22 protein-coding genes and 1 pseudogene are annotated in these 26,759 nt (G+C 68.6%); 13 read left to right on the top strand and 10 right to left on the bottom strand.

The window, feature by feature from the left end:
• Positions 1-61: 61 nt before the first annotated feature.
• Complete coding sequence (locus FHW84_RS13325; protein ID WP_167256253.1) at positions 62-1,036, bottom strand: GlxA family transcriptional regulator; 975 nt, start codon at positions 1,034-1,036, stop codon at positions 62-64.
• 117 nt (positions 1,037-1,153) lie between these two features.
• Between FHW84_RS13325 and FHW84_RS13320 the strand changes: the two genes are divergently transcribed.
• The 3 genes from FHW84_RS13320 to FHW84_RS13310 are packed head-to-tail and all read left to right on the top strand — an operon-like array spanning position 1,154 to position 5,224.
• Positions 1,154-2,215: an HlyD family secretion protein gene (locus FHW84_RS13320; protein WP_167256251.1), complete on the top strand. Its 1,062-nt coding sequence runs from the start codon at positions 1,154-1,156 to the stop codon at positions 2,213-2,215.
• Positions 2,212-3,750: a DHA2 family efflux MFS transporter permease subunit gene (locus FHW84_RS13315; protein WP_167256249.1), complete on the top strand. Its 1,539-nt coding sequence runs from the start codon at positions 2,212-2,214 to the stop codon at positions 3,748-3,750. Before FHW84_RS13320 ends, FHW84_RS13315 begins: the two co-directional genes overlap by 4 nt.
• Entirely contained in the window at positions 3,740-5,224 is a 1,485-nt protein-coding gene (locus FHW84_RS13310; protein ID WP_167256247.1) for an efflux transporter outer membrane subunit, read from the top strand. Before FHW84_RS13315 ends, FHW84_RS13310 begins: the two co-directional genes overlap by 11 nt.
• Here the strand turns inward: FHW84_RS13310 and FHW84_RS13305 are convergent.
• Entirely contained in the window at positions 5,184-5,810 is a 627-nt protein-coding gene (locus tag FHW84_RS13305; protein WP_167256367.1) for a LysE family translocator, read from the bottom strand. The two genes, FHW84_RS13310 and FHW84_RS13305, sit on opposite strands and share 41 nt — an antisense overlap.
• A 423-nt stretch (positions 5,811-6,233) precedes the next feature.
• Between FHW84_RS13305 and FHW84_RS13300 the strand changes: the two genes are divergently transcribed.
• Together FHW84_RS13300 and FHW84_RS13295 are read left to right on the top strand one after the other, a co-directional pair.
• Positions 6,234-7,250, top strand: a complete 1,017-nt coding sequence (locus FHW84_RS13300; RefSeq protein ID WP_167256245.1) for a patatin-like phospholipase family protein — start codon at positions 6,234-6,236, stop codon at positions 7,248-7,250.
• A 5-nt stretch (positions 7,251-7,255) separates the two neighbouring features.
• Positions 7,256-7,924, top strand: coding sequence for a Type 1 glutamine amidotransferase-like domain-containing protein (locus FHW84_RS13295; RefSeq protein ID WP_167256243.1), 669 nt, complete (start codon positions 7,256-7,258; stop codon positions 7,922-7,924).
• A 38-nt stretch (positions 7,925-7,962) separates the two neighbouring features.
• Here FHW84_RS13295 and FHW84_RS13290 read toward each other — a convergent pair whose 3' ends face one another.
• The gene (locus FHW84_RS13290; RefSeq protein WP_167256241.1) at positions 7,963-8,415 is read right to left on the bottom strand and encodes a nuclear transport factor 2 family protein; all 453 of its coding nucleotides are present in this window, start codon (positions 8,413-8,415) and stop codon (positions 7,963-7,965) included.
• 83 nt (positions 8,416-8,498) lie between these two features.
• Here FHW84_RS13290 and FHW84_RS13285 point away from each other — a divergent pair, with 83 nt between their 5' ends.
• The 4 genes from FHW84_RS13285 to FHW84_RS13270 all read left to right on the top strand — a co-directional run bounded on the left by FHW84_RS13285 (position 8,499) and on the right by FHW84_RS13270 (position 13,979).
• A complete protein-coding gene (locus tag FHW84_RS13285; RefSeq protein WP_167256239.1) occupies positions 8,499-9,107 on the top strand; it encodes a hypothetical protein in 609 nt (202 codons plus the stop codon).
• 360 nt (positions 9,108-9,467) lie between these two features.
• Complete coding sequence (locus FHW84_RS13280) at positions 9,468-11,984, top strand: hypothetical protein (RefSeq protein ID WP_167256237.1); 2,517 nt, start codon at positions 9,468-9,470, stop codon at positions 11,982-11,984.
• Positions 11,985-12,272: 288 nt separating this feature from the next.
• On the top strand, positions 12,273-12,872 hold the full coding sequence (locus FHW84_RS13275; RefSeq protein WP_167256235.1) for a flagellar hook-length control protein: 600 nt from the start codon (positions 12,273-12,275) through the stop codon (positions 12,870-12,872).
• Between the two features lie 426 nt (positions 12,873-13,298).
• Complete coding sequence (locus FHW84_RS13270) at positions 13,299-13,979, top strand: hypothetical protein (RefSeq protein WP_167256233.1); 681 nt, start codon at positions 13,299-13,301, stop codon at positions 13,977-13,979.
• A 9-nt stretch (positions 13,980-13,988) separates the two neighbouring features.
• Here FHW84_RS13270 and FHW84_RS13265 read toward each other — a convergent pair whose 3' ends face one another.
• Together FHW84_RS13265 and ribA are read right to left on the bottom strand one after the other, a co-directional pair.
• Positions 13,989-14,324 (bottom strand): putative quinol monooxygenase, encoded by a 336-nt coding sequence (locus FHW84_RS13265; RefSeq protein WP_208399782.1) that lies wholly within the window; start codon positions 14,322-14,324, stop codon positions 13,989-13,991.
• Positions 14,321-14,977 carry a GTP cyclohydrolase II gene (gene ribA / locus FHW84_RS23270; protein ID WP_167256231.1) on the bottom strand — a complete coding sequence of 219 codons (657 nt, stop codon included), beginning with the start codon at positions 14,975-14,977 and terminating at the stop codon, positions 14,321-14,323. The genes FHW84_RS13265 and ribA overlap by 4 nt, the downstream gene beginning before the upstream one ends.
• A gap of 247 nt (positions 14,978-15,224) precedes the next feature.
• Here ribA and FHW84_RS13255 point away from each other — a divergent pair.
• The 4 genes and pseudogenes from FHW84_RS13255 to FHW84_RS13240 form a co-directional block, all read left to right on the top strand.
• Positions 15,225-15,404: pseudogene (locus tag FHW84_RS13255) on the top strand (DUF4440 domain-containing protein); the annotation flags it as partial.
• A 56-nt stretch (positions 15,405-15,460) separates the two neighbouring features.
• A complete protein-coding gene (locus FHW84_RS13250; RefSeq protein ID WP_243868099.1) occupies positions 15,461-16,627 on the top strand; it encodes an alginate export family protein in 1,167 nt (388 codons plus the stop codon).
• A 101-nt stretch (positions 16,628-16,728) separates the two neighbouring features.
• The gene (locus tag FHW84_RS13245; RefSeq protein WP_167256227.1) at positions 16,729-17,838 is read left to right on the top strand and encodes a serine hydrolase domain-containing protein; all 1,110 of its coding nucleotides are present in this window, start codon (positions 16,729-16,731) and stop codon (positions 17,836-17,838) included.
• Between the two features lie 129 nt (positions 17,839-17,967).
• Positions 17,968-19,434, top strand: a complete 1,467-nt coding sequence (locus FHW84_RS13240; protein WP_167256225.1) for an FAD-dependent monooxygenase — start codon at positions 17,968-17,970, stop codon at positions 19,432-19,434.
• 16 nt (positions 19,435-19,450) lie between these two features.
• On the opposite strand, the gene FHW84_RS13235 is transcribed toward FHW84_RS13240, so the two are convergent.
• The 5 genes from FHW84_RS13235 to FHW84_RS13215 are packed head-to-tail and all read right to left on the bottom strand — an operon-like array spanning position 19,451 to position 26,603.
• Complete coding sequence (locus tag FHW84_RS13235) at positions 19,451-20,671, bottom strand: type III PLP-dependent enzyme (RefSeq protein WP_167256223.1); 1,221 nt, start codon at positions 20,669-20,671, stop codon at positions 19,451-19,453.
• Positions 20,672-20,697: 26 nt separating this feature from the next.
• Complete coding sequence (locus FHW84_RS13230; protein ID WP_167256220.1) at positions 20,698-22,452, bottom strand: IucA/IucC family protein; 1,755 nt, start codon at positions 22,450-22,452, stop codon at positions 20,698-20,700.
• Positions 22,430-23,596, bottom strand: coding sequence for an MFS transporter (locus FHW84_RS13225; protein ID WP_167256218.1), 1,167 nt, complete (start codon positions 23,594-23,596; stop codon positions 22,430-22,432). The genes FHW84_RS13230 and FHW84_RS13225 overlap by 23 nt, the downstream gene beginning before the upstream one ends.
• A complete protein-coding gene (locus tag FHW84_RS13220; RefSeq protein WP_208399780.1) occupies positions 23,596-25,386 on the bottom strand; it encodes an IucA/IucC family siderophore biosynthesis protein in 1,791 nt (596 codons plus the stop codon). Before FHW84_RS13220 ends, FHW84_RS13225 begins: the two co-directional genes overlap by 1 nt.
• Positions 25,383-26,603: a siderophore biosynthesis protein PvsA gene (locus FHW84_RS13215; RefSeq protein WP_167256214.1), complete on the bottom strand. Its 1,221-nt coding sequence runs from the start codon at positions 26,601-26,603 to the stop codon at positions 25,383-25,385. Before FHW84_RS13215 ends, FHW84_RS13220 begins: the two co-directional genes overlap by 4 nt.
• Positions 26,604-26,759: the final 156 nt, after the last annotated feature.

Here is a 26,759-nt window from a genome sequence, read left to right as displayed (position 1 = left end):
GATGCGCCAGCCCTGTCCGCTGTTTAAACCGCCGTTGGTCACCTTGCGCCGGCGGCCGCGCTCAGGCTGCCTGCGTTGCCTCGCCGTCCATGCTTTCGCCTTCCTGTCCGGCCACATGCCGCCGCATCGCCTGCGGCGATTGCCCGAATGCGCGCAGGAAGGCGCGGCGCATGCGTTCGCGATCGGCGAAGCCCACTTCGCGCGCGATCACTTCGATCGGATGGCGCGTCTGCTCCATCATCAGCCGCGCCGCTTCCACGCGCAGGTGCTCCACCGCCTTGGCCGGCGACTGGCCGGTCTCCGCGGTGAAGGCGCGGCTGAACTGGCGCGGGCTCAAGCTGGCGGCGGCGGCCAGTTCCTCCACCGAAAGCGTCGAGCCCAGATGGCTCTTGGCATAGGTGAGCGCGTTCTGGATGCGATCGGATTTCGGCTCCAGCTCCAGCAGCGCGGAGAACTGCGACTGGCCGCCGGCGCGGCGGTGATAGACCACCAGTTTCTGCGCGACCTTGCGCGCGACTTCCACGCCGAGGTCTTTCTCCACCATCGCCAGCGCAAGGTCGATGCCCGCCGTCATGCCGGCGGAGGTCCAGATATCGCCGTCGATGATGAAGATGCGGTCCTCTTCCACGTTGACCTTGGGATGGCGCAGCTTGAGCTGCCGCGCGAAGGCCCAGTGCGTGGTGGCGCGGCGGCCGTCGAGCAGGCCGGCCTGCGCCAGCAGGAAGGCGCCGGTGCAGATGGCGGCGACGCGGCGGGTGGTCTGCGGCGCGGCGCGGATCGCTTCGATCAGCGGTGCGGACGGCGCGGGCAGGCCCACGCCGCCGCCGATCAGCAAGGTGTCGAAGGCGTGTGCGCCGATGGCCTCGGTCTGCACGTCCATGCCGAGCGTGTTGCGCACCGGGCCGCCGCGTTCGGACAGCAGGTGGATTTCGTAATTGGTCCGCTGCACGGTGAGGTTGGCGAACTCGAAGACCGAGGCCGCGGCCAGGGTCATGATCTGGAAGCCGGGGAAAAGCACGAAACCGATGCGCTGCATGGCGGACCTCCCGCATGGCATAAAAGGTGGCATCAGCGACATTTAAGCCGAAACCGCTTCGGCTTACAACTAGCGCCACTCGCCGCCTACCCGCCGGCGTTGTGGAGATTCCTTCCGATGTCCGCCATTCCCGAGCAGGTGGCCGCCCGGCCCCGCCTGAACATCCTCAAGCCCCTGGCCGGCGCCGTGGTCGCGGCCGGCCTGGCCTTCTACGGCATCCACTGGTGGACCGCCGGCCGCTTTGTCGAAGACACCGACGACGCCTATGTCGGCGGCGACACCACCGCGATCGGCGCCAAGGTGCCGGGCTATGTGCAGGCGGTGGCGGTGACCGACAACCAGGCCGTGCACAAGGGCGAGCTGCTGGTGAAGATCGACGACCGCGACTACCGCGCCGCGGTGGCCAGGGCGGAAGCCGCGGTCGCCGCGCAGCAGGCCGCGCTGGGCAACCTCGATGCGCAGAAGCATCTGCAGGAGAGCGTGATCGCGCAGGCACAGGCCGCGCTGTCCGCCGCGAATGCCGAAGCGAAGCGCTCGAAGCTGGACGACGCGCGCTACCGCGAACTGGCCGGCCGCGCCGCCGTTTCGGTGGAAAGCGCGCAGCGCGCCGAAGCCACCTTCGCCACCGCCGCCGCCGCCACGCAGCGCGCCGTCGCCGCGGTGCAGGCGGCGCAGCGGCAGCTGGAGGTGATCGACTCGCAGAAGCGCCAGGTCGAAGCCGCGCTGCTGCAGGCCAGGGCCGAAGCCGAACTGGCGCGGCTCAATCTCGGCTACACCGAATTGCGCGCGCCGGTGGACGGCGTGGTCGGCAACCGCCGCGCCCGCGTCGGCACCTATGCTGCCGCGGGCAGCCAACTGCTGGCGGTGGTGCCGGCACACGGCCTGTGGGTGGACGCCAACTTCAAGGAGGACCAGCTCAAGCGCATGCGCGTGGGCCAGGCGGTGGAAGTGCGCGCAGACGTGATGCCCGGCCGCGTGTTCCAGGGCCACGTCGCTAGCCTGGCGCCGGCCACGGGTGCGCAATTCAGCGTGCTGCCGCCGGAAAACGCCACCGGTAACTTCACCAAGATCGTGCAGCGCGTGCCGGTGCGCGTCGAACTCAACGGCACGGACGGCGACCTGGGCGTGCTGCGCCCGGGCCTGTCGGTCACGGCACGCATCGATACCAAGGCGCCATGAGCCCGGTCGCCCACCTCAGCCCGGGGCAGAAGGTATTCGCCTTCGCCAGCATGTGCCTGGGGATGTTCATCGCGCTGCTGGATATCCAGATCGTGTCGGCCTCGCTGCGCGATATCGGCGGCGGACTGTCGGCGGGCGCGGACGACGTGGCATGGATCCAGACTGCCTACCTGATCGCCGAGATCGTGGTGATTCCGCTCTCGGGCTGGCTGTCGCGCGTGTTCTCCACGCGCTGGCTGTTCGCCGCCTCGGCGGCCGGCTTCACCCTCACCAGTCTGCTGTGCGGCGCGGCCTGGGATATCCAGAGCATGATCGTGTTCCGCGCCGCGCAGGGTTTTCTCGGCGGCTCGATGATCCCCACCGTGTTCACCACCGCCTTCGTGTTCTTCGAAGGCAAGCAGCGCGTGATCGCCGCCGCCACCATCGGCGCCATCGCCTCGCTGGCGCCGACGCTGGGGCCGACCCTGGGTGGCTGGATCACCGACCACTATTCCTGGCACTGGCTGTTCTTCATCAACCTGGTGCCCGGTGTGTTCGTCGCCATCGCCGTGCCTTTGCTGGTGAAGATCGACGAGCCGGACCTGTCCCTGCTGAAGTCGGGCGACTGGGCCGGCATCACGCTGATCGCCGTCTTCCTCGGCTGCCTCGAATACACGCTGGAAGAAGGCCCGCGCTGGAACTGGCTGGAAGACGGCACCATCCGCACCACCGCGTGGGTGAGCCTGGTCGCCGGCGTGCTGTTCGTATGGCGCGGCTTGACCGCGGAGCATCCGGTGGTGGATCTGCGCGCGCTGAAGGACCGCAACTTCGCGCTGGGCTGTTTCTTTTCCTTCGTCACCGGCATCGGCCTGTTCGCCACCATCTACCTGACGCCGCTGTTCCTGGGACGGGTGGAAGGCTACAGCGCGTTCCAGATCGGCAAGGCGGTGTTCTCCACCGGTGTGTTCCAGATCCTCAGCATTCCGGTGTACGCGTTTCTTGCCAACCGCGTGGACCTGCGCTGGCTGCTGATGTTCGGCCTGGCCCTGTTCACCGCTTCGATGATCGAGTTCATGCCGATCACGCACGACTGGAGCAGCACCGAACTGCTGCTGCCGCAGGCGCTGCGCGGCATCGGCCAGCAGATGGCGGTGCCGCCGACGGTGACCTTGACCCTGGGCGGCCTGGCGCCGGCGCGGCTGAAGCACGCGTCGGGCCTGTTCAACCTGATGCGCAACCTGGGCGGCGCGATGGGCATCGCCGCCTGCGCCACCATTCTCAACGACCGCACCAACCTGCATTTCTTCCGCCTGGCCGAGCACCTGACGCCGGCCAACGAAGCGATGAACAGCACCTGGAGCGACCTGGCCGGCGCTACCGAAGCGTCCAGCGCCGCCCTGAAACAACTGTGGCAACTGACCTTCCGCGAGGCGCAGACGCTGACTTACGCCGACGCCTTCTTCTGCATCATGCTGTGCTTTGCCGTGGCGACGGTGATGGTCCCGTTGATGCGCAAGGTGCAGCCTCCCACCGGACCCTCCGCCGATGCGCACTAAGCTGCTTTCCTCCCTGCTCGTTCTTGGCCTGGCCGGTTGCACCGTCGGCCCCGACTATGTGAAACCCGCGCTGCCCGCCGCCGGCGCGTTCCATGAAACCGGCGATCTGATGGCGCCGGCCAAGGCCGCGCCGCCGGCGCTGGACACCTGGTGGACCGGCTTCGGCGATGCGCAACTGGTGCGCATCGTGGAGCGCGTGCTGGCGCAGAACCTCGACCTGGCCGCCTCCGCGGCACGCGTGGAACAGGCGCGCGCCGCCGCACGCCACGCCCAGGCCGAGCGCCTGCCGCAAGGCTCGCTCGACGGCAGCGCCGCGCGCGTGCGGCAGTCGGAACTGAGCCCGCTGGGCAGGGTGGCCAGTGCCTTGCCGGGTTACGAACGCAATCACACGCTGGAAGAAGCCGGCGCGGGCGCGAGCTGGGAGCTGGACCTGGCCGGCGGCCTGCGCCGCGAATCGGAAGCGGCGGATGCGGAATACCAGGCGGCCGAAGCCAGCCATGCCGGCGTGCGCGTGTCGCTGGCGGCCGAAGCGGCGGATGCCTATTTCCGCGTGCGCGGCGCGCAGGCGCGCATCGCCATCGCCGAAGATCAGATCCGCAACGAGCAGGGCCTGCTCGACCTGGTGCGCCTGCGCCAGCAGCACGGCCTGGGCACCGCGCGCGAAACCGCGCAGGCCGAGGCGCTCCTGCTGCAGGCGCAGGCCACGGTGCCGCCGCTGAAGATCGAGCTGGAGACGCAGCTGAACCGGCTGGACGTGCTGATGGGCGCGGCGCCTGGCACGTATGCGGAAGAGATCCGGCCCGGGCATGCGCCGTTCGCCATTCCGTCGATCGATACCGCCGAAGGTCCGGCTTCGCTGCTGCGCCGCCGGCCGGACGTGATCGCGGCGGAGCGCCACCTGGCGGCGAGCAATGCGCGGATCGGCGCGGCCGTGGCGCAGTACTACCCGTCGTTCTCGCTGTCGGCGCTGCTGGGTGTGAGTTCGATCGCGCCGGGAAAACTGTTTACCGGTTCGGCCGTGCAATCCAGCGGCGCGCTGGGCCTGCACTGGCGCTTGTTCGACTTCGGTCGCGTGGATGCGGAAGTGAGCGGGGCCAAGGGCGCCAATGCGGAGGCGATGGCCGTGTACCGCGGCTCCATGCTGCGCGCGACCGAGGATGTCGAAGACGCCATCGTCAACCTGGTGCAGCTGGAAGCGCGCCATGGCGTGCTCGACAGCGAGGTCGACGCGCACGTGCGCGCACGCGATGCGGCCAAGGATGCCTACACCGGCGGCGCGGTCAGCCTGATCGAAGTGCTGGACGAGGACCGCCAGCTGCTGGAAGCCCGCGACAGCCTCGCGCGCATCCATGCGGACGAGGCGCGCGCGGCGGTGTCGGTGTTCCGTGCTCTGGGTGGCGGCTGGAACGGCGCCGCTGCGGGCGAGCCGGCCCTCAACGTTGCTGCGTCGCCACGCGCAGGCCGAGCGAAATGAAGATGGCGCCGACGATCTTGCCCTGCCAGCGCGCCAGCCACGAAAGGCGGCCGAGCAGCCGGCCCAGCGGCTTGATCGACAGCGCCAGCAAGCTCGTATAGAGCGAGCTGAGCACCACGAAGATCAGGCCGAGCACGGCGAACTGCAGGAAGGTGGAGCCGCGCTCGGGATGCACGAACTGCGGCATGAAGGCGAGGAAGAACAGCGCGGTCTTCGGATTGAGCAGTTCGGCCGCAATCGCCTGCAGGAAGGCCTTGGCCGGCGCGATCGGCGCCACGGCGGGCAGGGAAGGGTTGCCGGGCCTGGCCAGGAAGGCGCGGATGCCGAGGTAGATCAGATACGCGGCGCCGACGTATTTCACCGCATTGAATGCGAGCGCCGAGGTCATCAGCACCGCCGAGAAACCCGCGGCCGCGAACAGCGTGTGGCCGAAGTCGCCTGCCGCAATGCCAAGGCCGGTAAGCACGCCGGTCTTGCGGCCGTCCTGCAGGGTGCGGCTCACCACCAGCAGCACGGCGGGGCCGGGGATCAGGAACAGGCCGAGCACGACGGCGATGAAGGTGCCGAGGGTGGGCAGGTCGAACATGGCGGGCTCCGGCGGGTGGGCGAGCTGCATGAATCCCTGGCATGGCTTTCAAGTCAAGCGGCACCCTCTCACCACCGTCATTCCGGCGCAGGCCGGAATCCAGTGGCGACAGTCTGTGGCAGAGCCTTAGTGCCGATATCTCGTCAACAGAGCATCGACCTTGTCGCGACCATCGGACATGGTCGTTACTGGATGATTCGCTTCGCTCACCCCTTCGGGGCCGCCCTTCGGGCGTTCTTCGCGCTACGCGCTCGTCCGGCCTGCGCCGGAATGACGGTGTAGGCGAGGTGGCTACATGTAGGGTCGTCATCGTCCCGAAAACACCCCCGCGTAGACATACCCATCACAAACCCAAGCGCAGATTGCGAAGGTTTCGTGAGCGCAAGGTCGCGAACACGGACGTCAACCACAGGGGGCAACACCATGTCATTCAAGATTCTCTGCTGCGACGGCGGCGGCATCCGCGGCGTGATCACGGCGCTGCTGATCCAGGACCTGGACAAGAGCTTCGACATCATCAAGAACGCCGACGGCTTCGCCGGCACCTCGACCGGCGGGCTGATCTCGCTGGGGCTGGTGAACAACGTGGATATCGGCCGCATCGTCGACCTCTACAAGCACGACGGCTCCACCATCTTCACGCCCAATGGCTGGCTGCTCGATGCACAGGCCAGGCAGCGCGACAAGGCGCCCGCGCAGGCCACGGAAGACCTGCTGGGCAGCGGCCCGGGCATCTTCAGCTGCCAGTACGTCAACACCGGCTTGGAGTCGGTGGCCAAGAAGCTGGTGGGCACCGGCCCGCTGTCGTCGGCCAGCCGCTTCGTGGCCGTCAACTCGGCGCAGTTGTGGGACGCCAGCGCCAACAGCTGGATGCCGTGCACCATCTCCAACGGCAAGAACAACGCATTCCGCAACATCAGCATGGTGGACGCCGCGCTCGCCACCTCGGCCGCGCCGACCTATTTCCCGCCGTATGCGGTGGGCGACTTCGGCTACTTCGCCGACGGCGGCACCTTTGCCAACAACCCGTCGATGGCGGCGATCGTCGAGGCGGTCTACCAGGGCTTCGCCAGCAGCACGTCGGACATCGTCATGCTGTCGCTGGGCACCGGCGCCAACCCGGTGGGCGTGCCGATGAACGCCGTCTCCGATCCGCTGGACTGGGGCGTCACCCATTGGCTGTGGCCCTTCAGCGACGGCACGGTGCCGGCCACCGCGCTGCTCAACCTCACCATGGACGCCACCGCCGAGCTGGCGGCCGTGCAGGCCGGCCAGATGCTGGGCGGCAACTATATGCGTGCCAATGTGCCGCTGGACCAGCCGTTCGCGCTGGACGACTATGCGAACGTAGGCGAGCTGGTCCGCGCGACACAGCACTACATCGAGCACTCCGCCGACTGGCAGACGGTGCGCGCCTGGGTGGGAAATAGCTGGAAGTAATGGCGATGAAGCTTCTGCTCACCTCCGGCGGCGTCAGCAACCCGAGTATCCGCCAAGCGCTCGAGGACCTGCTGGGCAAGCCCATCGCCGAGTCCACCGCGCTGTGCATCCCCACCGCGATGTACGGCATGCTGCCGCGCACCGCGGTGATGACCTGGCGGCAGATCGCCGGGCAGACGCCCACGCCGATGGTCGAGCTGGGATGGAAATCCGTCGGCATGCTCGAGTTGACCGCGCTGCCGAGCATCGACAAGGACAACTGGGTTCCGCTGGTGCGGGAAACCGATGCCTTGCTCGTGTGCGGCGGCGATGCGCTGTATCTGCACCACTGGATGCGCGAGTCCGGCCTGGCGGAGCTGTTGCCTTCGCTGGGCCGGACGGTCTATGTGGGACTGAGCGCCGGCAGCATGGTGGTGGCGCCGCAGGTCGGCGAGGAGTTCATCGGCTGGAAGCCGCCCGCCGGCGGCGACAGCGCGCTGGGCCTGGTCGGCTTCTCGATCTTCCCGCACCTGGACAACCCCATGTGCCCGGACAACACCATGGCCGATGCCGTGAAATGGGCCGCGCGGTTGCCGGTGCCGGGGTATGCGCTCGATGACGACACCGCCATCAAGGTGGTGGATGGTGCCGTCGAGCTGGTCTCCGAAGGACAGTGGAAGCTCTTCGAGCGTTAGCCGGCGAGGCCGTGCGCGGCCGGTTTCGCTTCCGCCCGCTACTTCGGCGGCGGCAACCGCGACGCATGGCTGGCCACGATCACCCAGCCCGCGGGCTTGCGCACATAGGTGTCGGTGAACTGGAAATCCAGCGCATAAGGCTTGCCGTCGCTCTTGCCTTCCACGCGGGTGATGCCGGTGACCACCGCTGCATCGCCATACACGCGCACCTTCGAATCGCGGTTGCGGAACACGTCGTACTTCGTGCCGCCGCGCAGGTCGGCGACCTCGTCGGCACGCGTGGTGACCTCGCCGGTGGAGCTGGTGAGGGTGAAGGTCGGGTCCAGATGCTGCTCCAGCCAGTTCGCGTCCTCGCGCTCGAAGGCTGCGCAGATGTCGCGTTCGGCCTGGAGGATCTGCTGGACGTCGTCCTTCTGCGCGGATCGGGCCGGCACGCTCGCCAGCAGAAGCACGGGAAGCAACAGCGCGGGAAGGGCGGCAATGGCACGCATGGTCTGCTCCGGTTCGAGGCGGCGGCCCTGTATAGCATGTGCGGCGCTTCGCCATCGCTTGTCAACTGGCGCATGCTGCGGGGATGGAAGAGTTCATCCAGCCTCGCACATTGGGCCGTGGCCGCAGCTACGTCTATATGCTGCCGTGCCGCGACCAGGATCTGCTGAAGATCGGCTTCTCGCGCGAACCGCTGCTGCGCTTGCGCACGCTGCACCCGCGCTTCTTCGATTACTTCGACCTGGAGCGCGGCCTGCTGCTGGAAGTGGAGCGCGTGGCGCAGGCGCGGGCGATCGAGCGCGACATCCTGCTGCGGCATGCGCCGGAGCGCTCGCCCGCGCCGCTCGCCGTGCCGGACCAGGCGGCGGGGTACACGGAATGGTTGCGCGGCGTCGAGCCGGAAGTGACCGCGCGCCTGCGCGAAGTGGCCGAGCGCGAAGCATGTCCGTTGCACGTTCTGCGCGACTGGGTAAGGCAGATGTTCGACGCGCAGTCGGACCGGCTGTACGACCTGTCGCTCAAACTGCTCGAAGCGATCGAGTACGAGACGTTCAACGTGCCCGAAGCGTTGTCCACACGACAGGCCGCGCGCTCATTGGCGTATGTGCTGGACGCATGCGAAGCCGTCGGCATCGATATGACGGCAAGGTTTCCGCAAGCCGTGCTGGCCTGGCGAAAGTTTGCGCCGGGATGACCGCGCGCGCTGCCATGTCGAACTGCGACGCAGCCCACACTCGCTCCCGAAGCACCTAGACATCTTCATCACAACCCCAAGCGCACATTCCTGCGGCCCACGTACGCAATGTCGTGGGTTTCCACGGACAGGGGGAGTCATGAAGCGCACCACGCATCTGCTGCTGTAGGCCTGCTGCGCCTTCGGCCCTGAAGCCGTGCGCGTTCGCGCATGGTTTTTCGTCGCATGTCCATCGCGGCACGTGCACGTGCGCCCGCGCGGGTGCGCCTGTGCCCGCCGCAGGAAGCTGCGCCCGGGGCCGGGCTTCGCCGTTCGTCATCACCCGAGCCACAACGCATCACCACACACAAGGAGAGTTGCATGAGTACATGTAAGGGTACGCATGAAGGTGTAGCTCGAAACGGTCCACGAACGCCGCGCTGGTGGCGCAGGCTCGCCGTCGCGCCGGCCTGCCTGACCCTGCTGGGACTGGCGATGGCCGAACCCGCCTCGGCGGCGATCCGCCACGGCCTGACCTGGCGCGTGCTGGAACAGCAGGGCGCCTATGTGCATGTCGGCCGCGACGACATCACCAATGCCTACCAGGGCGACACCACGGTCGACCAGATGCTGCCGATCCTGTGCCTGTACAAGGACGGCCGCGCGGCGCCGGGCGGCATCAGCTTCGACTACAGCAACGGCTGGGTGCAGGGTGCGCTGCAGCTCAGCGCGCCGATCACCGGCAGCGCGCTCACCTCGCAAGCGCAGGCCGACGGCATCTGCGCCAGCCAGCTCGGCGCCGGCTGGCGCATGGCGGAATTCCACGACGGCGGCGGCGGCTGGTCGTACTGGGGCACGGGGCAGCTGCCCACCGACACGCGCTTCTGGGTGGCCATCAACGACCAGCCGGCGAATCCGTGGAACTCGGCGGGCGATCCGCCGCCGGTGGATCCGCAGGATCCCAACTTCAACCAGCAGACCGTGCAGACCGGCGCGGGCTGGAAGCTGGTGCAGACGGCCGGCACGCTGGACGACACCGGCGCCGCCTTCAACGAGCAGTTCTACCAGGTGGACGGCGCGGCCGGCTTGAATGCCTCGCCCCTGCCGCAGCAGCTCAAAGATGCGATCGCCGCCGATATCGCCGCCACGCCCGCGGGCGAAGCGGTGAGCTATTCGGTGAGCAAGACGATTGCCGACGAAGTGGCGCTGTCGGCCATGCAGGGCAGTCCCACCCAGCGGCTGATCGATCTGTCGGCGCAGGCGGATTCCGCCTCGATGATGGCGTCGGGCAATGTCAGCCGCATGGGCATCCTCGGTTGCGGCGACAAGGACATCACCAAGAACAAGGCCTTCAACTGGGGCTCGCCGATCAACAGCAACTACAACCTGGGCGATGCCAACAGCGGCTTCACCGGCAACGTGACCTTGTCCGGCACCGCCAACGTCAACGCCACCGGCGAAATCCAGATCACGCTCAAGCGCACCGGCATCTGGTTCGTGTGCGTGCCGTACGGCGTGAAGTTCCGCTACGCGCGGGTGAACGGCACGGCCAAGATCGACCAGGGCGCGACGGTGAGCGGTTCCATCACCTATGCCAACCCCAAGGCCTGGGAGTGGCAGATCGCCAAGCCGTTCCTGTTCTCGATCAACTTCATGGCCGGCCCGATCCCGGTGCATATCGGCTTCAACCTGCCGATCACCGCGGGCTTCGACAAGAAGGGCATCACCGCGACGGTGACCGGCTCGGTGACCTACAGCGGACGCAGGATGGTGTCCGGCTACTTCGACTACAACTGCACCAGTTCGGGTTGCACGGGCAGCCAGTCGCTGGATACCACGGACCTGGGCACGCAGCCGGTGACGGCCAGCGTTTCCGGGCGCTTCCAGCCTTCGCTGTATGCGCAGGTGGCGTTCCGCGGTTACCTGTACAGCGACAGCTTCGCCTATGCGCAGGTCGGCATCCGCCCGTACATCATGGGCGACCTGTGGGGTTTCTACGGCAACAACTGCGGCGATGCGGACGGCGACGGCACGTTCGAAACCGTCGACGCGCTGACCTTCGACCTCGATTGGCAGCTGAAGGTGACCGGCCAGGCCGATACCTTCATCACCAAGGAATGGCGCAAGGACATCTACACCTCGCCGCGCTGGCACGTGCAGTTCTGGGACCTGCTGGGCGGCGCCGGTTCGCGCGCGGTCACGCCGATGGCGGTCGGTCCGGCCACGGTGCCGGCGGGCGCGGCGCAGACCTATACGGCGAAGATGCGCTCGTGCTGGCCGTATGCCGACAACGTCAACTTCTCGGTGGACTGGGGCGACGGCAGCGCCGCGTCGGCGGTGAGCGGTCCGGCCGCCACCGGCGTCAATGCCTCGCACACCTGGGCTGCGACGGGTTCGCCGCTGCTGCGCGTGACGGCGCTGAGCGACGCGCACGGCCGCAACCTGGGCAAGGCCACCCAGCGCACGGTGACGGTGAACAACGCGCACGTGCACCTGGGCCTGACCTGGAAGCTGCTGGGCACCAACGGCTCGTACTCGCACGTGGGCATCGACTCCACCAGCAACCCGTACCAGGGCGACACCAACCCGGCCACCGCGCTGCCGGTGCTGTGCCTGCGCCAGGACGGCCGCGCCGCACCACCGGGGATGACCTTCGACCCGTACAACAACGGCTGGGCGAAGGGCGAGATCCGCCTTACCGCGCCGGTGCAGGGCCTGTCGCTCACCTCGCGCGCGGTGGCCGACAACCTGTGCGCCTCCACCTTCGGCAGCGGTTTCCGCATGGGCGAGTTCCATGACGGCGGCGGCGGCTGGACCTGGTGGGCGCAGGGCGTGATCAGCGGCGCCAGCCGGTTCTGGGTGGCGATCAACGACCAGCCGGCGAATCCGTGGAACTGATCCGGGAGCGGATGTACTAGTTCCATCGTTTGTCGGGGTGCCATGGCGCGAGCATCGGGATGCTTGCGGCATGGCACCTTTTTTTGCGGGCGGTATGGAAATGACTGGAGCTTGTCCGCGAAGCGCCGATCAGGCCGTAGCTGCGCAGCGGCGGCCATTGCGCACCGGACGAGGGGTCTATCTTTTTCTCCCATGGAGGCGCCGGTGCCGGCGTGATGGGTGCGCCGTGCCGAGGGCGGTGGGCATGGAGTTGCCGTGGCAGTCGGTCCAATCCGTGGGAGAGCGATCATGAGCATCCGCAAGCAGGTAGTCCGCCATGTTTTCAACCTTCGCGCCAGCAGGGTGCTTCGAGAGCACGCGCCGTCCCTGCGGGGGGCGATGCGACGCTGGCGCGGACTCGTCATTGCGCCGGCTTGCATGGGCGTGGGGCTGGCCATGGCGGCGACGCCTCCGCCGGCCACTCACAAAGGCATGACCTGGACGTTGCTGGACGCCCAGGGCTCGTTTTCGCACGTCGGTTTCGACGACCACGAACATTCCAATCCGCTGTTCGGCGATACCGGACCGCATGTCTCGCTGCCCGTGCTTTGCCTGAGGCAGGATGGCCGTGCGGCGCCATCGTCGATCGCTTTGGACAAATACAGCGGATGGGCGCAGGGCGAGATCCGCCTGACCGGGCCGGTGGCGGGCGCCACGCTGACGTCGCGGACCGTGGCGGACAACCTGTGTTCCGGCAAGTTCGGCGAAGGCTTCCGCATGGCCGAGTTCTATGACGGAGGCGGCGGTTGGACGTTCTGGGCGGAGGGCTCCATCAGCGACGCGAGCCGATTCTGGGTGGCGAACGACAGCCAGCCGGCGAACCCGTGGAACGTGGATCGGGTGGAGTGAGGTTCCGTTCTGGTCCGCGCGCTAGCGCCGCGCGGTCCGTCCCGTCCTGTTAGTTCCGCCGCTTGGGGCGGTGGGAAAGCCTTGCCGCGGGTGTCATCGGCATCCGCGCATGGCAACCGGCATGTGCTGCGCGTCGTGACAGGCGAATCCGCATCACAGATGGCCCAGGTACTGCATCCCGGTTTGATAAGACTGGCCCTATTTGACTGGCGAATGTCCTCTTTCGGACCGTGTGTTCCCGTATGCTCCGCGCGAAAAATCGGCACCGGCCCGGATGACCCGTCGTTACCGCAGCGGCGAGGGTGCGAGGCGCGGAATCGAACCGCCGGCGGCGGGGCCACGCGCCATCCGCGCCGGGCAGACACGGCGTCGACGCGTTGAGCGCATGGACGATCCCCACGGAACGCGCAGGTTGAGGATACGGACTTGCAGCAGCTCCAACCCAGAAGACCACCGGCCAAGCGCCACCAGCTCAAGCGGCTGCAGCTGCGCCGCAACCAGCTCGAGCGCCTGCAGCACAAGAAGCGCCAGCACCGCATCCAGCTGCTGCAGCAGCAGCGCACCCAGCTGCTGGCCCGGCTGGCGCAATTGATCATCGACATCCTGCGCAGCGGCCTGCAATGGCAGCTGGAATGGGAGGGCGCATCCAGGCCGGTGCCGAAGAGCACGATGCGGCGCGCCAGCATCGTCCGCGCGCCGGTCTCCGGCGTGGTGGCCAGCGTGCTGCCGCGCGAGTGCCTGCAGGATGTGCCTCTGGCCGGTGTGCCTGCCGTTTCCACCTCGCGGCTGTTGGCGGAACTGTGGGTGGACAAACCCTCGCTGGACTTCATGCGCAAGGGCGCCGTGGTGGTCATCCGCTACCGCGCCTTCCCGCACCAGCGCTTCGGGCGCTACAGCGGGCGCGTGCTGTCGCGTTCGCTGCTGGCGATCTCGGCCCACCGGGCCACGCGGCTATTGGGGCGTCCGACGGACGGTCCGCGCTTTCGCGTGAGGGTGTGGCTGGACCAGCAGAGCTCGATCGTCGACGGCCGCACCGAGCCGCTGATCCCGGGCATGACGCTGGATGCGGACATCCTGCTGGAACGCCAGCAGCTGGCCGAGGGCTGAGGCTTCGAGTCAGCCCGGCCGTTCTAGCGGATACCACGGCTGGCACGACAGCGTGCTGCCGGTGATGTGGATGAAGTCGATGAAGTCCCGCGTATGCGGCGCCGCCGCGTGCGCATCGAGCGCGGCCTTGTCGGCGAACACTTCGTGCACCACGAACCTGCCCGCATCGGTGGGGTGCGCGTGCAGCTGGAACGCCAGGCAGCCCGGTTCGGCCCGCGTATGCCGCGCCAGCACGTCGAAGGCCTGCAGGAAACGCTCGCGCCAGTCCGGCGCGACGGTGGGGTAGGCGAGAACGGTGATGGGACCCTGCATGGATGGCCCCGGCGTGCCGCCGTGCGCGCTCACGCTTCTTCCGTGGCGGCCGGCAGCAGCAGGGTGTGGCGGGTGTGGCGCACCTTGGCTTCCAGATAGCGCAGGTTGTGCCGGCCGGAAAACACGCCGGTGGGGCGCACGGCTGCCACTTCGATGCCCAGCGCTTCCAGTTGCGCGCGCTTGTCGGGGTTGTTGGTGATCAGGGTGATGCGGGTAAGGCCCAGTGCCTTGAGCATCTCGGCGGCGGCGGTGTAGTCGCGCTCGTCGTCGCCATGGCCCAGCGCGCGGTTGGCGGCGTAGGTGTCGTGGCCCTGTTCCTGCAGGCGGTAGGCGTCGAGCTTGGCGTACAGGCCGATGCCGCGGCCTTCCTGGCGCATGTAGAGCAGATAGCCGCCTTCCTCGTGCAGCCGCGTCAGCGACTCCTGCAGCTGCGGGCCGCAATCGCAGCGCGCCGAGCCGAGCACGTCGCCGGTGGTGCATTCCGAATGCAGGCGCACCAGCGGCGCGTCGGCCGTGCCGGCGCCCAGGCGCAGGGCGAAATGCTCCTTGCCGTCGGACAGGCCGTGGAAGCTGTACATCAGGCCGGCCGCCTCGCGCCCGTCGGCGAGATGGAGCGGCAACTGCGCGGTGGTGCGCACGCTGGGCGTCTTGTCGAGCGGAACGGCGTGCACGCAGGAAGAGGACATGGAGAGGATCTCGAGGCTTGGGGGAGGCCGCGTGTATAGATGGGGACGATCATGTGAGTGCTCAACGCGCCCTGATGGGTTGTATAGGGCGCGCCCCGCGAAACCGACAGGCCTGCATCGGGAACACAGCGTTCGCCTGGGTGGCCGCGATTCGATCTCCCGGGGCTTTGAGACAACGCGCCATTCTAGCGTTTCGCCCAGCCGCCCGCGCCCGCGGCGAGGCCTCCAATGACTTGCCGCCGGCGCCGCCGCGGTGGACATGGGCGTCTATACTTTCAGGCTGAGCAAGAACGGCAAGGCGCGGAAGGTGCAGGCGCGCTACACCTTTGTCTACCAGAGGATCGACGGCCAGTGGCAAATCGACAATCACCCTTCCTCGCCGATGCCGGGACAAGTTTCGCAACGCGCGGGGACGGTGCGGCAGGCCTGGGGCGCACGCTCACCAGGGCGTGGCGGCGTTCCTGCCTGGGCCTGGCGGGGACCATGGCGGCCATGTCGGCGGCGGCGGGCGAAGCGCCCGCAAGCGCCGCCTTCGTCGACCTGCGCTATCGCTACAGCAATCTGTATTCGCAGTCGGCGCCGCTGCGCGGGCATGCCAATACGGTGCGCCTGCAGTTCGGCTATCGCTGGGCGCTGGGCAACGGCTGGAGCGCCTATGCCGAAGGCATCGCGGTGCGCTCGCTGTTCGGGCGCCAGTACGACGACACCTCCGGCCGCCGCCTGCCGTATCCCGTCGAGGCCGATCCGAAATCGACCGGCCTCACCAATGCCTGGCTGGAATACCGCAACGACGACGTGCGCGTGCGCGTCGGCCGCCAGTACGTGGTAATGGACGGCGGCCGCTTCATCAGCAGCAACGGCTGGCGGCAGACCTCGCAGTCCTTCGACGGCGTGGGCGTGGCCTGGAAGGCGTGGGACGGCGCGGAGCTGCGCTACCACTGGCTGGACCAGGTCAACCGCACGGTGGGCGAGGATTTCCCCGACCGCCAGCAGCGCCGCTGGAAACTCAGCGCGCACCTGCTGCATCTGGATCAGGCACTGCCGCTGGGCAAGCTCACTGCCTACGGCTATTTCATCCGCAACAGCACGCGGCCGGTCAATTCGGTGCGCACGCTGGGCCTGCGCTGGAGCGGTACGCGCAAGCTCGGGCCCGAGGGCGCCAGCCTCGGCTGGATCGCCGACGTGGCCCGCCAGCACGACTACGGCAACAACCCCGCGCAGTTCAGCCTGGGCTACCACCTGGCCGAAGTGAGCTACGGCTTCGCGCCGTTCTCGCTCAAGGCCGGCGAGGAGCGCCTGGACGGCAATGGCCGCACGCCGCTCAACGTGGCCTATGGCGCGGCGCGCGCGTTCAATGGCTGGGTGGGCGCCTTCCGTATTCCGGTGGCGGGATTGCGCGACCGCTACGCGGGCGCGTTCGGCAGCCTGCCGCTCGCGCGCAAGGCGAGCTGGCAGGTGGTCTATCGCCACTTCACCCCGGTACTGGGCGGACCGGCGCTGGGCAACGAGTTCGATGCCGGCGTGCTGTTCGACGTGGGCAGCGGCGTGACGCTGGAAATGCAGTATGGCGACTACCGCGCACGCGGCTATGGCGTGGACGAGCGCAAGCTTTGGCTGGTCGCGCAATACCGCTTCGGCCGCCAGCCGTAAACAACGCGGGCCAACTTCCGGCACTTATCGCCTCGCCTGCCTTGCGCCGATAAGTCGGGGCTGGCAAGTGCGCGCCGCGCACTCCAGGCGGAGGTGGGTGCATGGCGAGCAGGCGTCGTTTCGTACAAGGCGTGGCGGGCGCGCTCGCCGGCGCATGGCTGGCGCCTTCGCTGCTGGCGGCGGAAGCCGGGGCGGACATGGGCGCGGGCAAGAGTGTGAGGGCGGTCGTCGACGATTTCGTCAAGGCGAACGGCTTTCACGGCGTCATCCATCTGGTACGCGGGCAGCGGGTGGTGTTGTCCGAAGCGTTCGGCATGGCCGATGTGGAAACGGGGCGCCGCGCCACGGTCGACACGCTCTATCCCCTGGCCTCGATCAGCAAGTGGTTCGTCTCGGTGGCCGTCTTGCGGCTGGTCGAGCAGGGCAAGCTGGCGCTCGACGGATCCATCGGCGACTACCTGGACGGCTACCGCGCCGACAACGGCGCCAAGGTGAAGCTCAAGCACCTGCTGTCCAATTGCAGCGGCATTCCCAATGGGTTTTCGCCGCGGGTCAAGGCCGATCCGGCGATATGGACCAAGCCCTACACCACGGGCGAGGCGATCGAGGCGTTCTGTTCCGGCGACCTGGCGTTCGAGCCGGGCAGCCGGTTCTCGTACGACCTGACCAACTGGATCCTGGTCAAGGGCATCGTCGAACACGTCACCGGCCAGGATTTCGCGCAGGCCATCGATGCGCTCGTGCTCGCGCCGCTGGGACTCAAGCACGTGCTGCCGCGCTACACCGACGCTGCGCGCGCCCAGGTCGCCGTCGGCTACGCCACGATCGAGCCGCCGGTGCGCAAGATGAATCCGCAGCTGGTTTACATGGTGGCGTCGGGCGGCTATTGCGGCACGGCGGCCGATCTCGTGCGCGCGGCCGAGGGTGTTTATGGCGGTTCGCTGCTGAGCGAGGCTTCGCGCAAGGCGCTGAGCACGATCCTGGTGCCGGCGGAATCGTATGCGCTGGGCGGCCGCGTCAAGGACGTGCAGGCCGATGGCGCGGCACGGGCATTTGCGTGGGAGACGGGGCGCACCGACGGCTACCGCTCGCTGCTGGCGCACCGGCTCGACGGCCAGGCCACCCTGGTGCTGCTCAACAACACCGACCTGAGCCAGAGAACCATCGACGAGTTCGGCGTGGCGGTGTTCGCCGCCGGCGCGCAGGCATAAAAAAAGCGGGGAATAGTGCTATTCCCCGCCGCTTCCAGAGTATAGCGCACCCCCGGGCTTGCCGTAAGGCCGGGGGCCAGGCGCAGCATCGCCGGCCTTGTCGGTATCGACAGCCTTGGGAGCGATGCGATGGCAGAGCACGATGTGGTGATCGTCGGCGGTGGTCCGACGGGTTTGATGCTGGCCGGTGAACTGGCCCTGGCGGGGATCGACGTGGCGATCGTCGAGAAGCGCGCCAACCAGGATGTGCCCGGTTCGCGCGCGGGCGGCCTGCATGCGCGCACGCTCGAGGTGTTCGACCAGCGCGGCATCGCCGACTGGTTCATCGCGGAAGGGACACGGCATCCGCATGCGTATTTCCACGTGGCGCTGGATATCAGCGACTTTCCCACGCGGCACAACTACACGCTGGGGCTGTGGCAGAAGCATATCGAGCGCATCATGGCGAGCTGGGTCGCCGCGCTGCCGGTGACGTTCCATCGCGAGCGCGAGGTGGCTGGCTTCGCGCAGGACGAGCGCGGCGTCAGTGTCGCGCTGGCCGGTGGCGGCTCGCTGCGCGCTTCGTACCTGGTCGGTTGCGATGGCGGCCGCAGCATCGTGCGCAAGACGGCCGGCATCGCATTCGACGGCTGGGACGCCACCAAGAGCTGGCTGATCGCCGAGGCCTCGATGCGCGAGGAGCCCGCCTGGGGTTTCCGCCACGATGCGATCGGCACCCACGCCATCGGCAAGGCCGAGGACGGCCGCGCACGCATCGTGCTGACCGAAGCGCGGCTGAGCTCGGCCGGCGATCCCACGGTGCAGGAAGTCGGCGCGGCCCTGGCCACCGTGTACGGCACCGACTTCGGCATCCACGACGCCAGCTGGGTTTCGCGCTTCACCGATCTCAGCCGCCAGGCCGCGGCCTATCGCGAACGGCGCGTGCTGCTGGCCGGCGACGCCGCGCACGTGCATCCGCCGATGGGCGGGCAGGGGCTCAACCTGGGCGTGCAGGATGCGGCCAATCTCGGCTGGAAGCTGGCGCAGGTGATCAAGGGCACCGCGCCGGACAGCCTGCTCGATACCTATCAAGCCGAACGCCACCCGGTCGCCGCGCGCGTACTGCGCAACACCATGGCCCACGTCGCGCTGCAGCGCAGGGACGAGCGCAGCCTGGCGCTGGACGAATACCTCACCGAGTTCCTCGCCATGGACGAACCGCGCAAGCGCATGGCGGCGGAGGTGATCGGACTGGGCATCCGCTACGACCTCGGCGAAGGGCATCCGCTGCTGGGGCGGCGCATGCCCGACCTGGATCTGCTCACCGCCGGCGGCCCGTTGCGGGTCTACAGCCTGCTGCATGAAGCGCGTCCGCTGCTGCTCAACCTCGGCGCGCACGGGGTGCTCGATGCGGCGATCGGGCCGTGGGCCGATCGCCTGCGCCGCGTCGATGCGGGTTGCGAAGGTCCGTGGGAACTCCCCGTGCTGGGCCGCGTCGAGGCGCCTTCCGCGGTGCTGATCCGTCCCGACGGCTACGTGGCCTGGGTCGGCGAGGGTGGCGACAGCGGACTGGCCGATGCGCTCGCCACCTGGTTCGGCCCGCCGGCGAAGGCGTAGCGCCTTGTCCGCTCCGTCAGGCGGCGTTGGCGGCGTGCAGCGCCGTCCGTCCCTCGAGAAACGCCATGCGCGGCGCCGGATGCATCAGGAAGTTCTGGTGCGAGATATTCCAGGCATAAGCGCCGGCCAGCGGAAACAGCAGGCAATCGCCGATGGCCAGGGCCTCCACCGGCTGTGCACGCGCCAGGACGTCCTTGGGCGTGCACAGCTGGCCGACCAGGGTGACGCGTTCGTTCTCGATGGCCGCGGCGCGCTGGCCGCGCAGGATGCGGAACGGATGGTCGTGGCCCTGCGCCGGCGGCGTGCGGAAATGATGGGTGCCGCCGCGCGCCACGGCGAAGTACTCGCCGTGGCTGCGCTTGATGTCGATGACTTCCATCGCATACCAGCCGCAGGCGACGCTGACGTAGCGGCCCGGTTCGAAGCGCAGCTTCAGGCCATGCGCATGCTGGCGCAGCACCTCGCGCAGGCCGGTGCAGAACCGCAGCCAGTCGAAGGATGCCGAGGGTTCGGCGTAGTCGACGCCGAAGCCGCCGCCGGCATTGACCGTGCCGATATCGAGCCCGTAGGCGGCTTTCCAGCGCTGCGCGATCTCGAGATAGGCGCGCACCAGGGCGAGCTGCATCAGCGCGTCCTTCTGGTGCGACATCAGATGGAAATGGAAGCCTTCCAGCCGCAGCGCGGGATGATCGCGCAGGATCGCCACCGCCTGCGGCAGATCCTGCTCGTCCATGCCGAACGGCGTGGGCTTGCCGCCCATCATCAGGCGCGTGTCGCCGACGCCGGGCACGGCGATATTCATGCGCAGGAAGATCGGCACCGGCCTGCCGCCGCGCTCGGCGATGGACGCGAGGCGGGCGAGTTCGCCCAGGCTTTCCACGTGCAGCGTGCAATAAGGCAGCGATGCGGCAAGGGCCAGTTCGCTGTCCAGCTTGCCGGGGCCGCCGAACAGCAGGGGATGATCCGCTTGCTGCTGGTGCAGCCAGCGCAGCTCGCCGCCGGAGGCCGCTTCGAAGCCGTCCACCCACGGCGCCACGGTCTGCAGCACCGGCGCCTCGGGGTTGGCCTTGGCGGCGTAGTAAAGCTCGCAGCCCTCGGGCAGGGCTTCGCGCATCCAGCGCACGTGCTGCTGCAGCGCCTGCAGGTCGTAGAGGTAGGCGCAGATCGGTTCGGGCGATTCGGCGCGCCATTGGGCGATCTGCGCTTCGATGCGCTCGGGTGGGCAATGCAGGGTCATGCGTGGATACCTGGTCGAAGCGGGATTCAAGCCACCTGGCGCGCGGCGGCCGGCGGGCTGATCGGATTGGGCAGATAGGTGTAGTCGGAGTCGCGGTCGGCGCGCTTGAACAGGCGCGTGCGCAGGTTGTTCTTGCTGGGCAGGGCCGCGCCTTCGAGCAGGCCTTGCAGCAGCGGCTGCGCGCCGTGGCGTTCCTGCCAGCGCTGCGCGATGGCGCCGATGCACGACCACAGCCGCTCTTCGAGTGCGCTGTCGCCGTCGGCCAGGTGGAAGATCGCCTCGGCCAGGTTGTTGACCAGGGCGCAGTAGGCCACGCGCTTCCAGCCTAGCTCCTGGCCGTAATGCACGGACTGCCGCGCGCGTTCCGACAAGCCGGCCAGCGATGCTTCCGGCCAGCGTTCGCGCACCAGCTTGGTGCCTTCCAGGTCGCGTACCCAGAGGCGCGTCGGCATGCCGCGGTCGAAGCCGATCACGGTGTTCTGCAGATGCGGTTCGAGCACGATGCCGTGCTTGAAGAAGGCCAGCCACACGCCGTCCAGCAGCAGGCCGGCATAGGCTTCGAACCAGGCGATGGCGGTGCGCGCATAGCCGGCGGAAGAAGCGGACGGGCGCAGCATCGCCTTGCATATGCTGGCGCCGTGGCGATCGGTGGCGAACAGTGCGCCGGCCACCTGCGGGTGGTAGCGCTCGCGTACCAGGGCGGCGGGATTGTCGCGATAGAGGATGCCGAAGCTCTCGGCCAGCTCGCGGTGCGCCTCGGCGTCGCCGCCCAGCGCACTGAAGTCCAGCGTGGTCGCCGCCGGCTCCAGCATCACGCCGAAGCCCGGCACGCGCTCGCCCACGTCACGCCATGCCGGTTCCAGCAGCGCGGTCATCGCCACCGCGCTTTCCAGTTCGTACCAGGCGTTCTTGCGCACGCAGTTGGTGAGGCGCACGTGGATCGACATCTTGAGGAAGTAGTCGAGCTCCGCGTGATACATGGTGCGCACCGACGAGGTCGGCTGCAGCGCCATGCCCAATGGACCCAGCGGTTCGATCAGGCCGCGTTCGCGCGCCTGCCGCAGCAGCGGATGGGCGAGCAGGCGTTCGGCTTCCCACGGATGGCAGGGGTAGAGATGCTCCGCGCCGGCCACCTTGGCCAGCGTGGCGCGCGCATCGCGGCCCAGGCTGCGCAGCAGTCCCGGATCGATGCGGAACCAGTACAGCGGAACCCGCACCCGCGCTTCCGGCGAGCAGGCCAGCACCTGCGCCAGCGGCACGCCTTCGCGGCTCTTCGGGGTGGGATGCAGCGCGTGGCCCCACAGCATGCTTTGCTCGGCGTCGATCAGCGCGTCGCCGCTGGGCATGGCATCAGCGGAGAGCTCCAGCAGATGGCGGGTGATCTCGATGCTGTTGGCGGATTGCGCCAGCAGCTCGGCGTTGAAGCCGCATTCCGGCGCCAGGCGTTCCAGCAGGAAGTGGATGGTGGTGCGCGCATCGGCGCAGCGCCAGCCTTCGCCCGCGGCCTTCAGATATGGCGCCGACGTATAGGTGCAGCGGCCGAGCCGGCTGCTCTGGCCCAGCCGCACGCATAGCGCGTAGCCCGATTGCGCGAAGCCGATGCGCAGCAGCGGGCCTTCGCCGAGCGCGAGGCCGGCCGGGCGGTCCAGTCCGCGGTAATCCATATCGGCCTGGCCGCGCGGCAGCGCGAATTCGCGCAGATAGCAGTTAAGCCAGCAGGCGATCGCCTGCGCATCGGCCTGGGCCGCATACCACTGTTCACGCATCGCTTGCTGAAACATAGGTTTGCCTCGATGGAAGGAAGAGATAGCTGCGCGCGGCGCAGATCAGCGCGATGGCGCCCGCCATCGCCGCGGCGACGAATGGCGTGGCCAGGCCCCAGCGATGCACCAGCGCGCCGGCGGCCACGCCGCCGAGCGCGCCGGCCCATTTGCCGCAGGCGTCGAAGCGGCCGAACAGCCGTCCCGCACCGCCTTGCCCGGCGTGCTGGCTGAGCGCGCGATTGAGTCCGCCGATGGCCAGCAGCATGCCGATGCCGTAGAGCACGCGCGCCGGTGCGAGCAGGCCGGGGCCGGCGAGCAGCGCATGGCCCAGGCAGGCCAGCGAGAACAGGCCCAGTCCGAGCAGCAGCGGCCGTTGCGGAGCGGAGCTGCGTGCGCGCAGCCAGGGCAGCAGCACCAGGTACACCAGGTGCGGCAGGCTGTAGTACAGGCCGGCGTGGCTGTCGCTGCCCACGCCCAGCGCTTCGCTGTAGGAAATGAAATAGGGGAAGGTCACGACCATGGCGAAGTAGAAGAAAAACTGCACGAGCAGCAGCGGCGCCAGTTCGCGCAGATCGTCCGGGGCTTGCGGCTTTACGTTGGCGGAAGAACTTCTGGTCACCGTATCGGCCGGCAGCAGCCAGGTCAGCAGCAACGCCAGCAGCGGCAGCACGGCCAGATAGCGGTACAGCGTCTGCGCCAGGCCCAGGCCGGTCGCCAGGCCGAGCAGGGCCGGCGCGGTGACCATCGCCAGGCGCGCCGAGAACTGCGTCCAGTCCAGCGCGCGCGTCAGCGACTGGCCTTGCGCCTGCGTCGCCAGGTAGGCATTGGCCGCCGCCAGCGAACCGCCGCAGGTGCCCTGCACGATCAGGGCGCACACGAACCAGGCCAGGTTCGGCGCGAAGCCCGCCATCAGAAAGCCCAGCACCAGTCCGGCCTGCGCGCGCATCAGCGAGAGCTTGCGGCCGTAGCGGTCGGCCAGCCGTCCCCAGGCCGTGGCCGTCAGCGCCGTGCACACGGTGGGCAGCACGTAGAGCAGGCCGCTCAGCCAGTCGGGCGCGCCGGGCGCCAGGCCTTCGAGCACGCGCGGCATGAACACCGGCATCCCCAGCGCGGTGAATGCCGCCAAGTAGTGGGCGGCCAGCACGGAAGCGAGCGTGCGCATCAAGCTGCTCCGTCGGCGTGGCGCGCGCCGGCCGCCGTTTCGTCCGCCAGCATGAAGTTGGGGCCGCTGTCGCCGTAGAACTTGTTGATGTCGCTGGCGCCGGTGATGCGCTTGCTGAGCAGGCTGCCGGCGCTGAGCAGGTATTTCACCGGCAGCCAGGGCGCTTGCAGCAGGCGCTCGGCCGGTTGCGTGTCGATGCCCTGGCGTTGCAGTTCGACCAGCGTGGCGCGCAGCGTGCGGCGCAGTACCGCGTACATCGGTCCGCGCCACGCCGGTTGCCATTCGGCCACGCCTTCGAGCACGGCCAGCAGATCCAGCTGCAGGATGATGGTGCAGAACATCCGCGCCAGGGCGGCATCGTCGTCGACCGGAATGCGCGGGTCGCGCAGGGCGCCCAGCGATTCGATCCCCGGCAGCCGCGCGCGCAGGCGCGGCAGCAGGACGCGGGCGGAGTCGTTGTCCTTCATCAGCAGGCGCGGCGCCTGTCCTGGGGCGTAGATCAGCACGGTGTTCTGCTGGTTGGCTTCCAGCGCCACGCCGTAGGCCAGCCACAGGCGCAGGTGCACTTCGCTCAGCAGCGATACGTACGATTGCCACCAGGCGAGCAGGTCGCCCTGGTGGAAACGGTCGGCAAGATGCGCGGCGAAGGGACGGCCGTCGGGCATGGTGCTGCTCAGCGCCGCAGCGGGGACAAGGGTGGCGTCGGGCAATGGCGGATAACGGCGGACCAGATAGGCAAGGTGCCTGGCCTCGTCGACGTGGCCGCCGTGCGCTTCGTCCACGTGCACGTAGCGGTTGCGCAGCGCGTCGTCGCCTGCTTCGATGGCGGTGAGCGCCTGGGCGAACCAGTGGCCGTCGTACAGCGTCGACGGCTTGATCAGGCGCAGGTTGAGCGCGCCGAGGGTGCGCATCAGCAGCGGCAATTTGAGGTGGCTGCCGGGATGGTTCACCGGCATCACGGTGCGCACCGACAGCGTAGGCCGTACCGGCAGCCACGCCAGCGGCGCGCGATGCGTATCCGGCGGCAGCGGGAAAGCGTCGCCCTCGTCCAGTCGCGGCCAGGTCAGCGGGTGCACGGGGAGCAGGGCATGCGTCGCGGCCAGCGTTTCGTCCAGCCCTACGTCGCGCATGCGGGGCCAGAACGAGGGTTGCGCGGTGGTGAGCTGCAGCGTCTGGCGCGGCACCGCCAGCCAGCGCAGGTCGAAGCTCGGATCGAACTCCGGCGCATAGGCGCGCATATCCGTTTCGCCGAAGCCGGACTTGGCGCGCGCGGTCGGATAGAACGGATGGTCGCGATAGCTCGCCACCTGGTCGCAGCGCAGGGCGCGCTCGTCCCAGCCGGCGGCATCCAGGGCGCCGGCCAGCGCATCGGTGCGTTCTGTATAGGCCTGGCGCGACAGCGCGCGATGCTCGGCGGCGCAGCGGGCTTCCGCCGCGTAGTCGCGATGCAGCTGGCGGGTCTCCTCGTCCAATCCTTCCGCCAGCAGCGCCAGCCACGCATCCGCGCCGTGTTCGTAGGCCAGCCCCTGCGGCGTCTCGCGCAGCCATCCGTCGCCGAGCGCGCGCAGGCTCTGCATGTAATCGCTGGCCTGCACCGGCAGCCACAGCACGCCGCCGGGCAGGTGGGCGATGCGCCACCAGCGTTCGGGGAAGCGATGTTCCGGCCATGCCTGCCGCGCTGCCGGCGCGGGCGCCGCTTCGCTGCCGCGGTGCACGATCCCGCGCAGGTCCTCGCGCAGGCAGCAGTCGATGATGCGCCAGGCGATATAGCCGCTGTCGCCGCGGTTCATGCGTCGGCTCCCTGGGCGATGTGCCATTGCAAGCCCGGCTCGGTCGCTTCCAAGGCCTGGCCGAGATCGTGCTCGGTCTGGGCCACGATGCTCAGCGTGCCCAGGTAGTCCTTGTTGGAGCGGCTCAGGCGGATCTCGTCGCCCTGTTGCCGCAGCCGCCGGTATGCCACGTGCGCACGCTCGTGTTGCTGCGCGCGGTCGTCGCTGATCTGCAGCAGCCGGCCTTCCTCGCTGGCCACGTAATAGCGCACCAGCGCGTGCTGGCTGGCGGGCTGCAGCGGCACGAGCGGTTCGCCCAGGTGCAGGCGCAGGATGGCCTCGAACCAGCGCCCGCCATGCATGCGGTCGAGCATGAACTCGCGGCCGTCGCCGATGCTGCGGTAGTTGATCTCGACCAGCACGGGGCCGCGTTCGGTAAGAATGAATTCGCTGTGGCAGACGCCGAAGTCCACGCCGAAGGCCAGCACCTGGGCCAGCGCCTGCTGCCGCTGCTGCGTGCCGGCGGGGCCATTCCAGCGCGCTTCCAGTTCGATGAAATGCGGCGGCTCGGACAGCGTCACGTCGAAGCCGCCCACGGCCTGCGTGCGCCGCCGGTCGCTCAGCGTCTCCAGCGTGAACAGCGGACCGTGCAGGAATTCCTCCAGCAGCACCGCGCGCCCCGGGTGGCGTTGCCAGAACGCCTGCAGGTAGTGCTGCAGCTCGCCGGGGTTGGCGCACAGCTGCACGTCGAGGCTGGCTACGCCCTCGCGCGGCTTGGCGATCAGCGGCCACGGCGCATGCGCGGGGATGGCCTGGCCCGGCATCAGGCTTTCGAACCACGGCGCGGGCAGGCCGAGCGAACGCAGGCGTTCGCGCATCGCGGCCTTGTTCTTCGCGGCATAGCACACGCGCCACGGTTTGCCCGGCAGGCCGAATGCTTCGGCGACCAGGGCGGTGGAAGTCTGCAGGTGATCGCTGTTGGAGAACACCGCGGCCGGCCGGATACCCGCGCCGTGCAGCACGTCGATCACGCTCAGCGGATTGAACACATCGCATTCGATCACCTGCTGCGGCGCGTGTTCCGGCGCGCGGCCGAAATACTCCAGGTGCTCCAGCCGGTGATCGGTCAGCAGCACCACGGTCAGGCCCAGGCGGTGCGCGGCGGGAAGGAAACCATCGGTGACCGCCGCGTGGCATACGTGGGTCAGGATCACCAGGGGCGACAGGTTGTCGGTCATGAAGATATCCGTGTGAGAGGTATGCGCGTGGCGGACTGCTCGGATGCCGGTCATGGCCGAAGCGCGGGAACGCGCGCAAGCCATCCACACGGCATCCTCGGCGGTCTGCCGAAGCGCTCGTTTCGACTGTGATGGCTGGGCCGGGCGGGACGCCCG

It is taken from the genome of Dyella sp. SG562, from assembly GCF_011759495.1.
In the GTDB taxonomy this organism is placed as follows: domain Bacteria; phylum Pseudomonadota; class Gammaproteobacteria; order Xanthomonadales; family Rhodanobacteraceae; genus Dyella_D; species Dyella_D marensis.
Note: the sequence above shows the minus strand (reverse complement) of the source record. Positions and strands in the feature narration are given on the sequence as shown.

What these genes read in the sequence shown, in the direction of transcription:
- FHW84_RS13325 (WP_167256253.1), bottom strand. Translation starts at nt 1,036, where the DNA reads ATGCAGCGCATCGGTTTCGTGCTTTTCCCCGGCTTCCAGATCATGACC.
- FHW84_RS13320 (WP_167256251.1), top strand. Translation starts at nt 1,154, where the DNA reads ATGTCCGCCATTCCCGAGCAGGTGGCCGCCCGGCCCCGCCTGAACATC.
- FHW84_RS13315 (WP_167256249.1), top strand. Translation starts at nt 2,212, where the DNA reads ATGAGCCCGGTCGCCCACCTCAGCCCGGGGCAGAAGGTATTCGCCTTC.
- FHW84_RS13310 (WP_167256247.1), top strand. Translation starts at nt 3,740, where the DNA reads ATGCGCACTAAGCTGCTTTCCTCCCTGCTCGTTCTTGGCCTGGCCGGT.
- FHW84_RS13305 (WP_167256367.1), bottom strand. Translation starts at nt 5,810, where the DNA reads ATGTTCGACCTGCCCACCCTCGGCACCTTCATCGCCGTCGTGCTCGGC.
- FHW84_RS13300 (WP_167256245.1), top strand. Translation starts at nt 6,234, where the DNA reads ATGTCATTCAAGATTCTCTGCTGCGACGGCGGCGGCATCCGCGGCGTG.
- FHW84_RS13295 (WP_167256243.1), top strand. Translation starts at nt 7,256, where the DNA reads ATGAAGCTTCTGCTCACCTCCGGCGGCGTCAGCAACCCGAGTATCCGC.
- FHW84_RS13290 (WP_167256241.1), bottom strand. Translation starts at nt 8,415, where the DNA reads ATGCGTGCCATTGCCGCCCTTCCCGCGCTGTTGCTTCCCGTGCTTCTG.
- FHW84_RS13285 (WP_167256239.1), top strand. Translation starts at nt 8,499, where the DNA reads ATGGAAGAGTTCATCCAGCCTCGCACATTGGGCCGTGGCCGCAGCTAC.
- FHW84_RS13280 (WP_167256237.1), top strand. Translation starts at nt 9,468, where the DNA reads ATGAGTACATGTAAGGGTACGCATGAAGGTGTAGCTCGAAACGGTCCA.
- FHW84_RS13275 (WP_167256235.1), top strand. Translation starts at nt 12,273, where the DNA reads ATGAGCATCCGCAAGCAGGTAGTCCGCCATGTTTTCAACCTTCGCGCC.
- ribA (WP_167256231.1), bottom strand. Translation starts at nt 14,977, where the DNA reads ATGTCCTCTTCCTGCGTGCACGCCGTTCCGCTCGACAAGACGCCCAGC.
- FHW84_RS13250 (WP_243868099.1), top strand. Translation starts at nt 15,461, where the DNA reads ATGGCGGCCATGTCGGCGGCGGCGGGCGAAGCGCCCGCAAGCGCCGCC.
- FHW84_RS13245 (WP_167256227.1), top strand. Translation starts at nt 16,729, where the DNA reads ATGGCGAGCAGGCGTCGTTTCGTACAAGGCGTGGCGGGCGCGCTCGCC.
- FHW84_RS13240 (WP_167256225.1), top strand. Translation starts at nt 17,968, where the DNA reads ATGGCAGAGCACGATGTGGTGATCGTCGGCGGTGGTCCGACGGGTTTG.
- FHW84_RS13235 (WP_167256223.1), bottom strand. Translation starts at nt 20,671, where the DNA reads ATGACCCTGCATTGCCCACCCGAGCGCATCGAAGCGCAGATCGCCCAA.
- FHW84_RS13230 (WP_167256220.1), bottom strand. Translation starts at nt 22,452, where the DNA reads ATGTTTCAGCAAGCGATGCGTGAACAGTGGTATGCGGCCCAGGCCGAT.
- FHW84_RS13225 (WP_167256218.1), bottom strand. Translation starts at nt 23,596, where the DNA reads ATGCGCACGCTCGCTTCCGTGCTGGCCGCCCACTACTTGGCGGCATTC.
- FHW84_RS13220 (WP_208399780.1), bottom strand. Translation starts at nt 25,386, where the DNA reads ATGAACCGCGGCGACAGCGGCTATATCGCCTGGCGCATCATCGACTGC.
- FHW84_RS13215 (WP_167256214.1), bottom strand. Translation starts at nt 26,603, where the DNA reads ATGACCGACAACCTGTCGCCCCTGGTGATCCTGACCCACGTATGCCAC.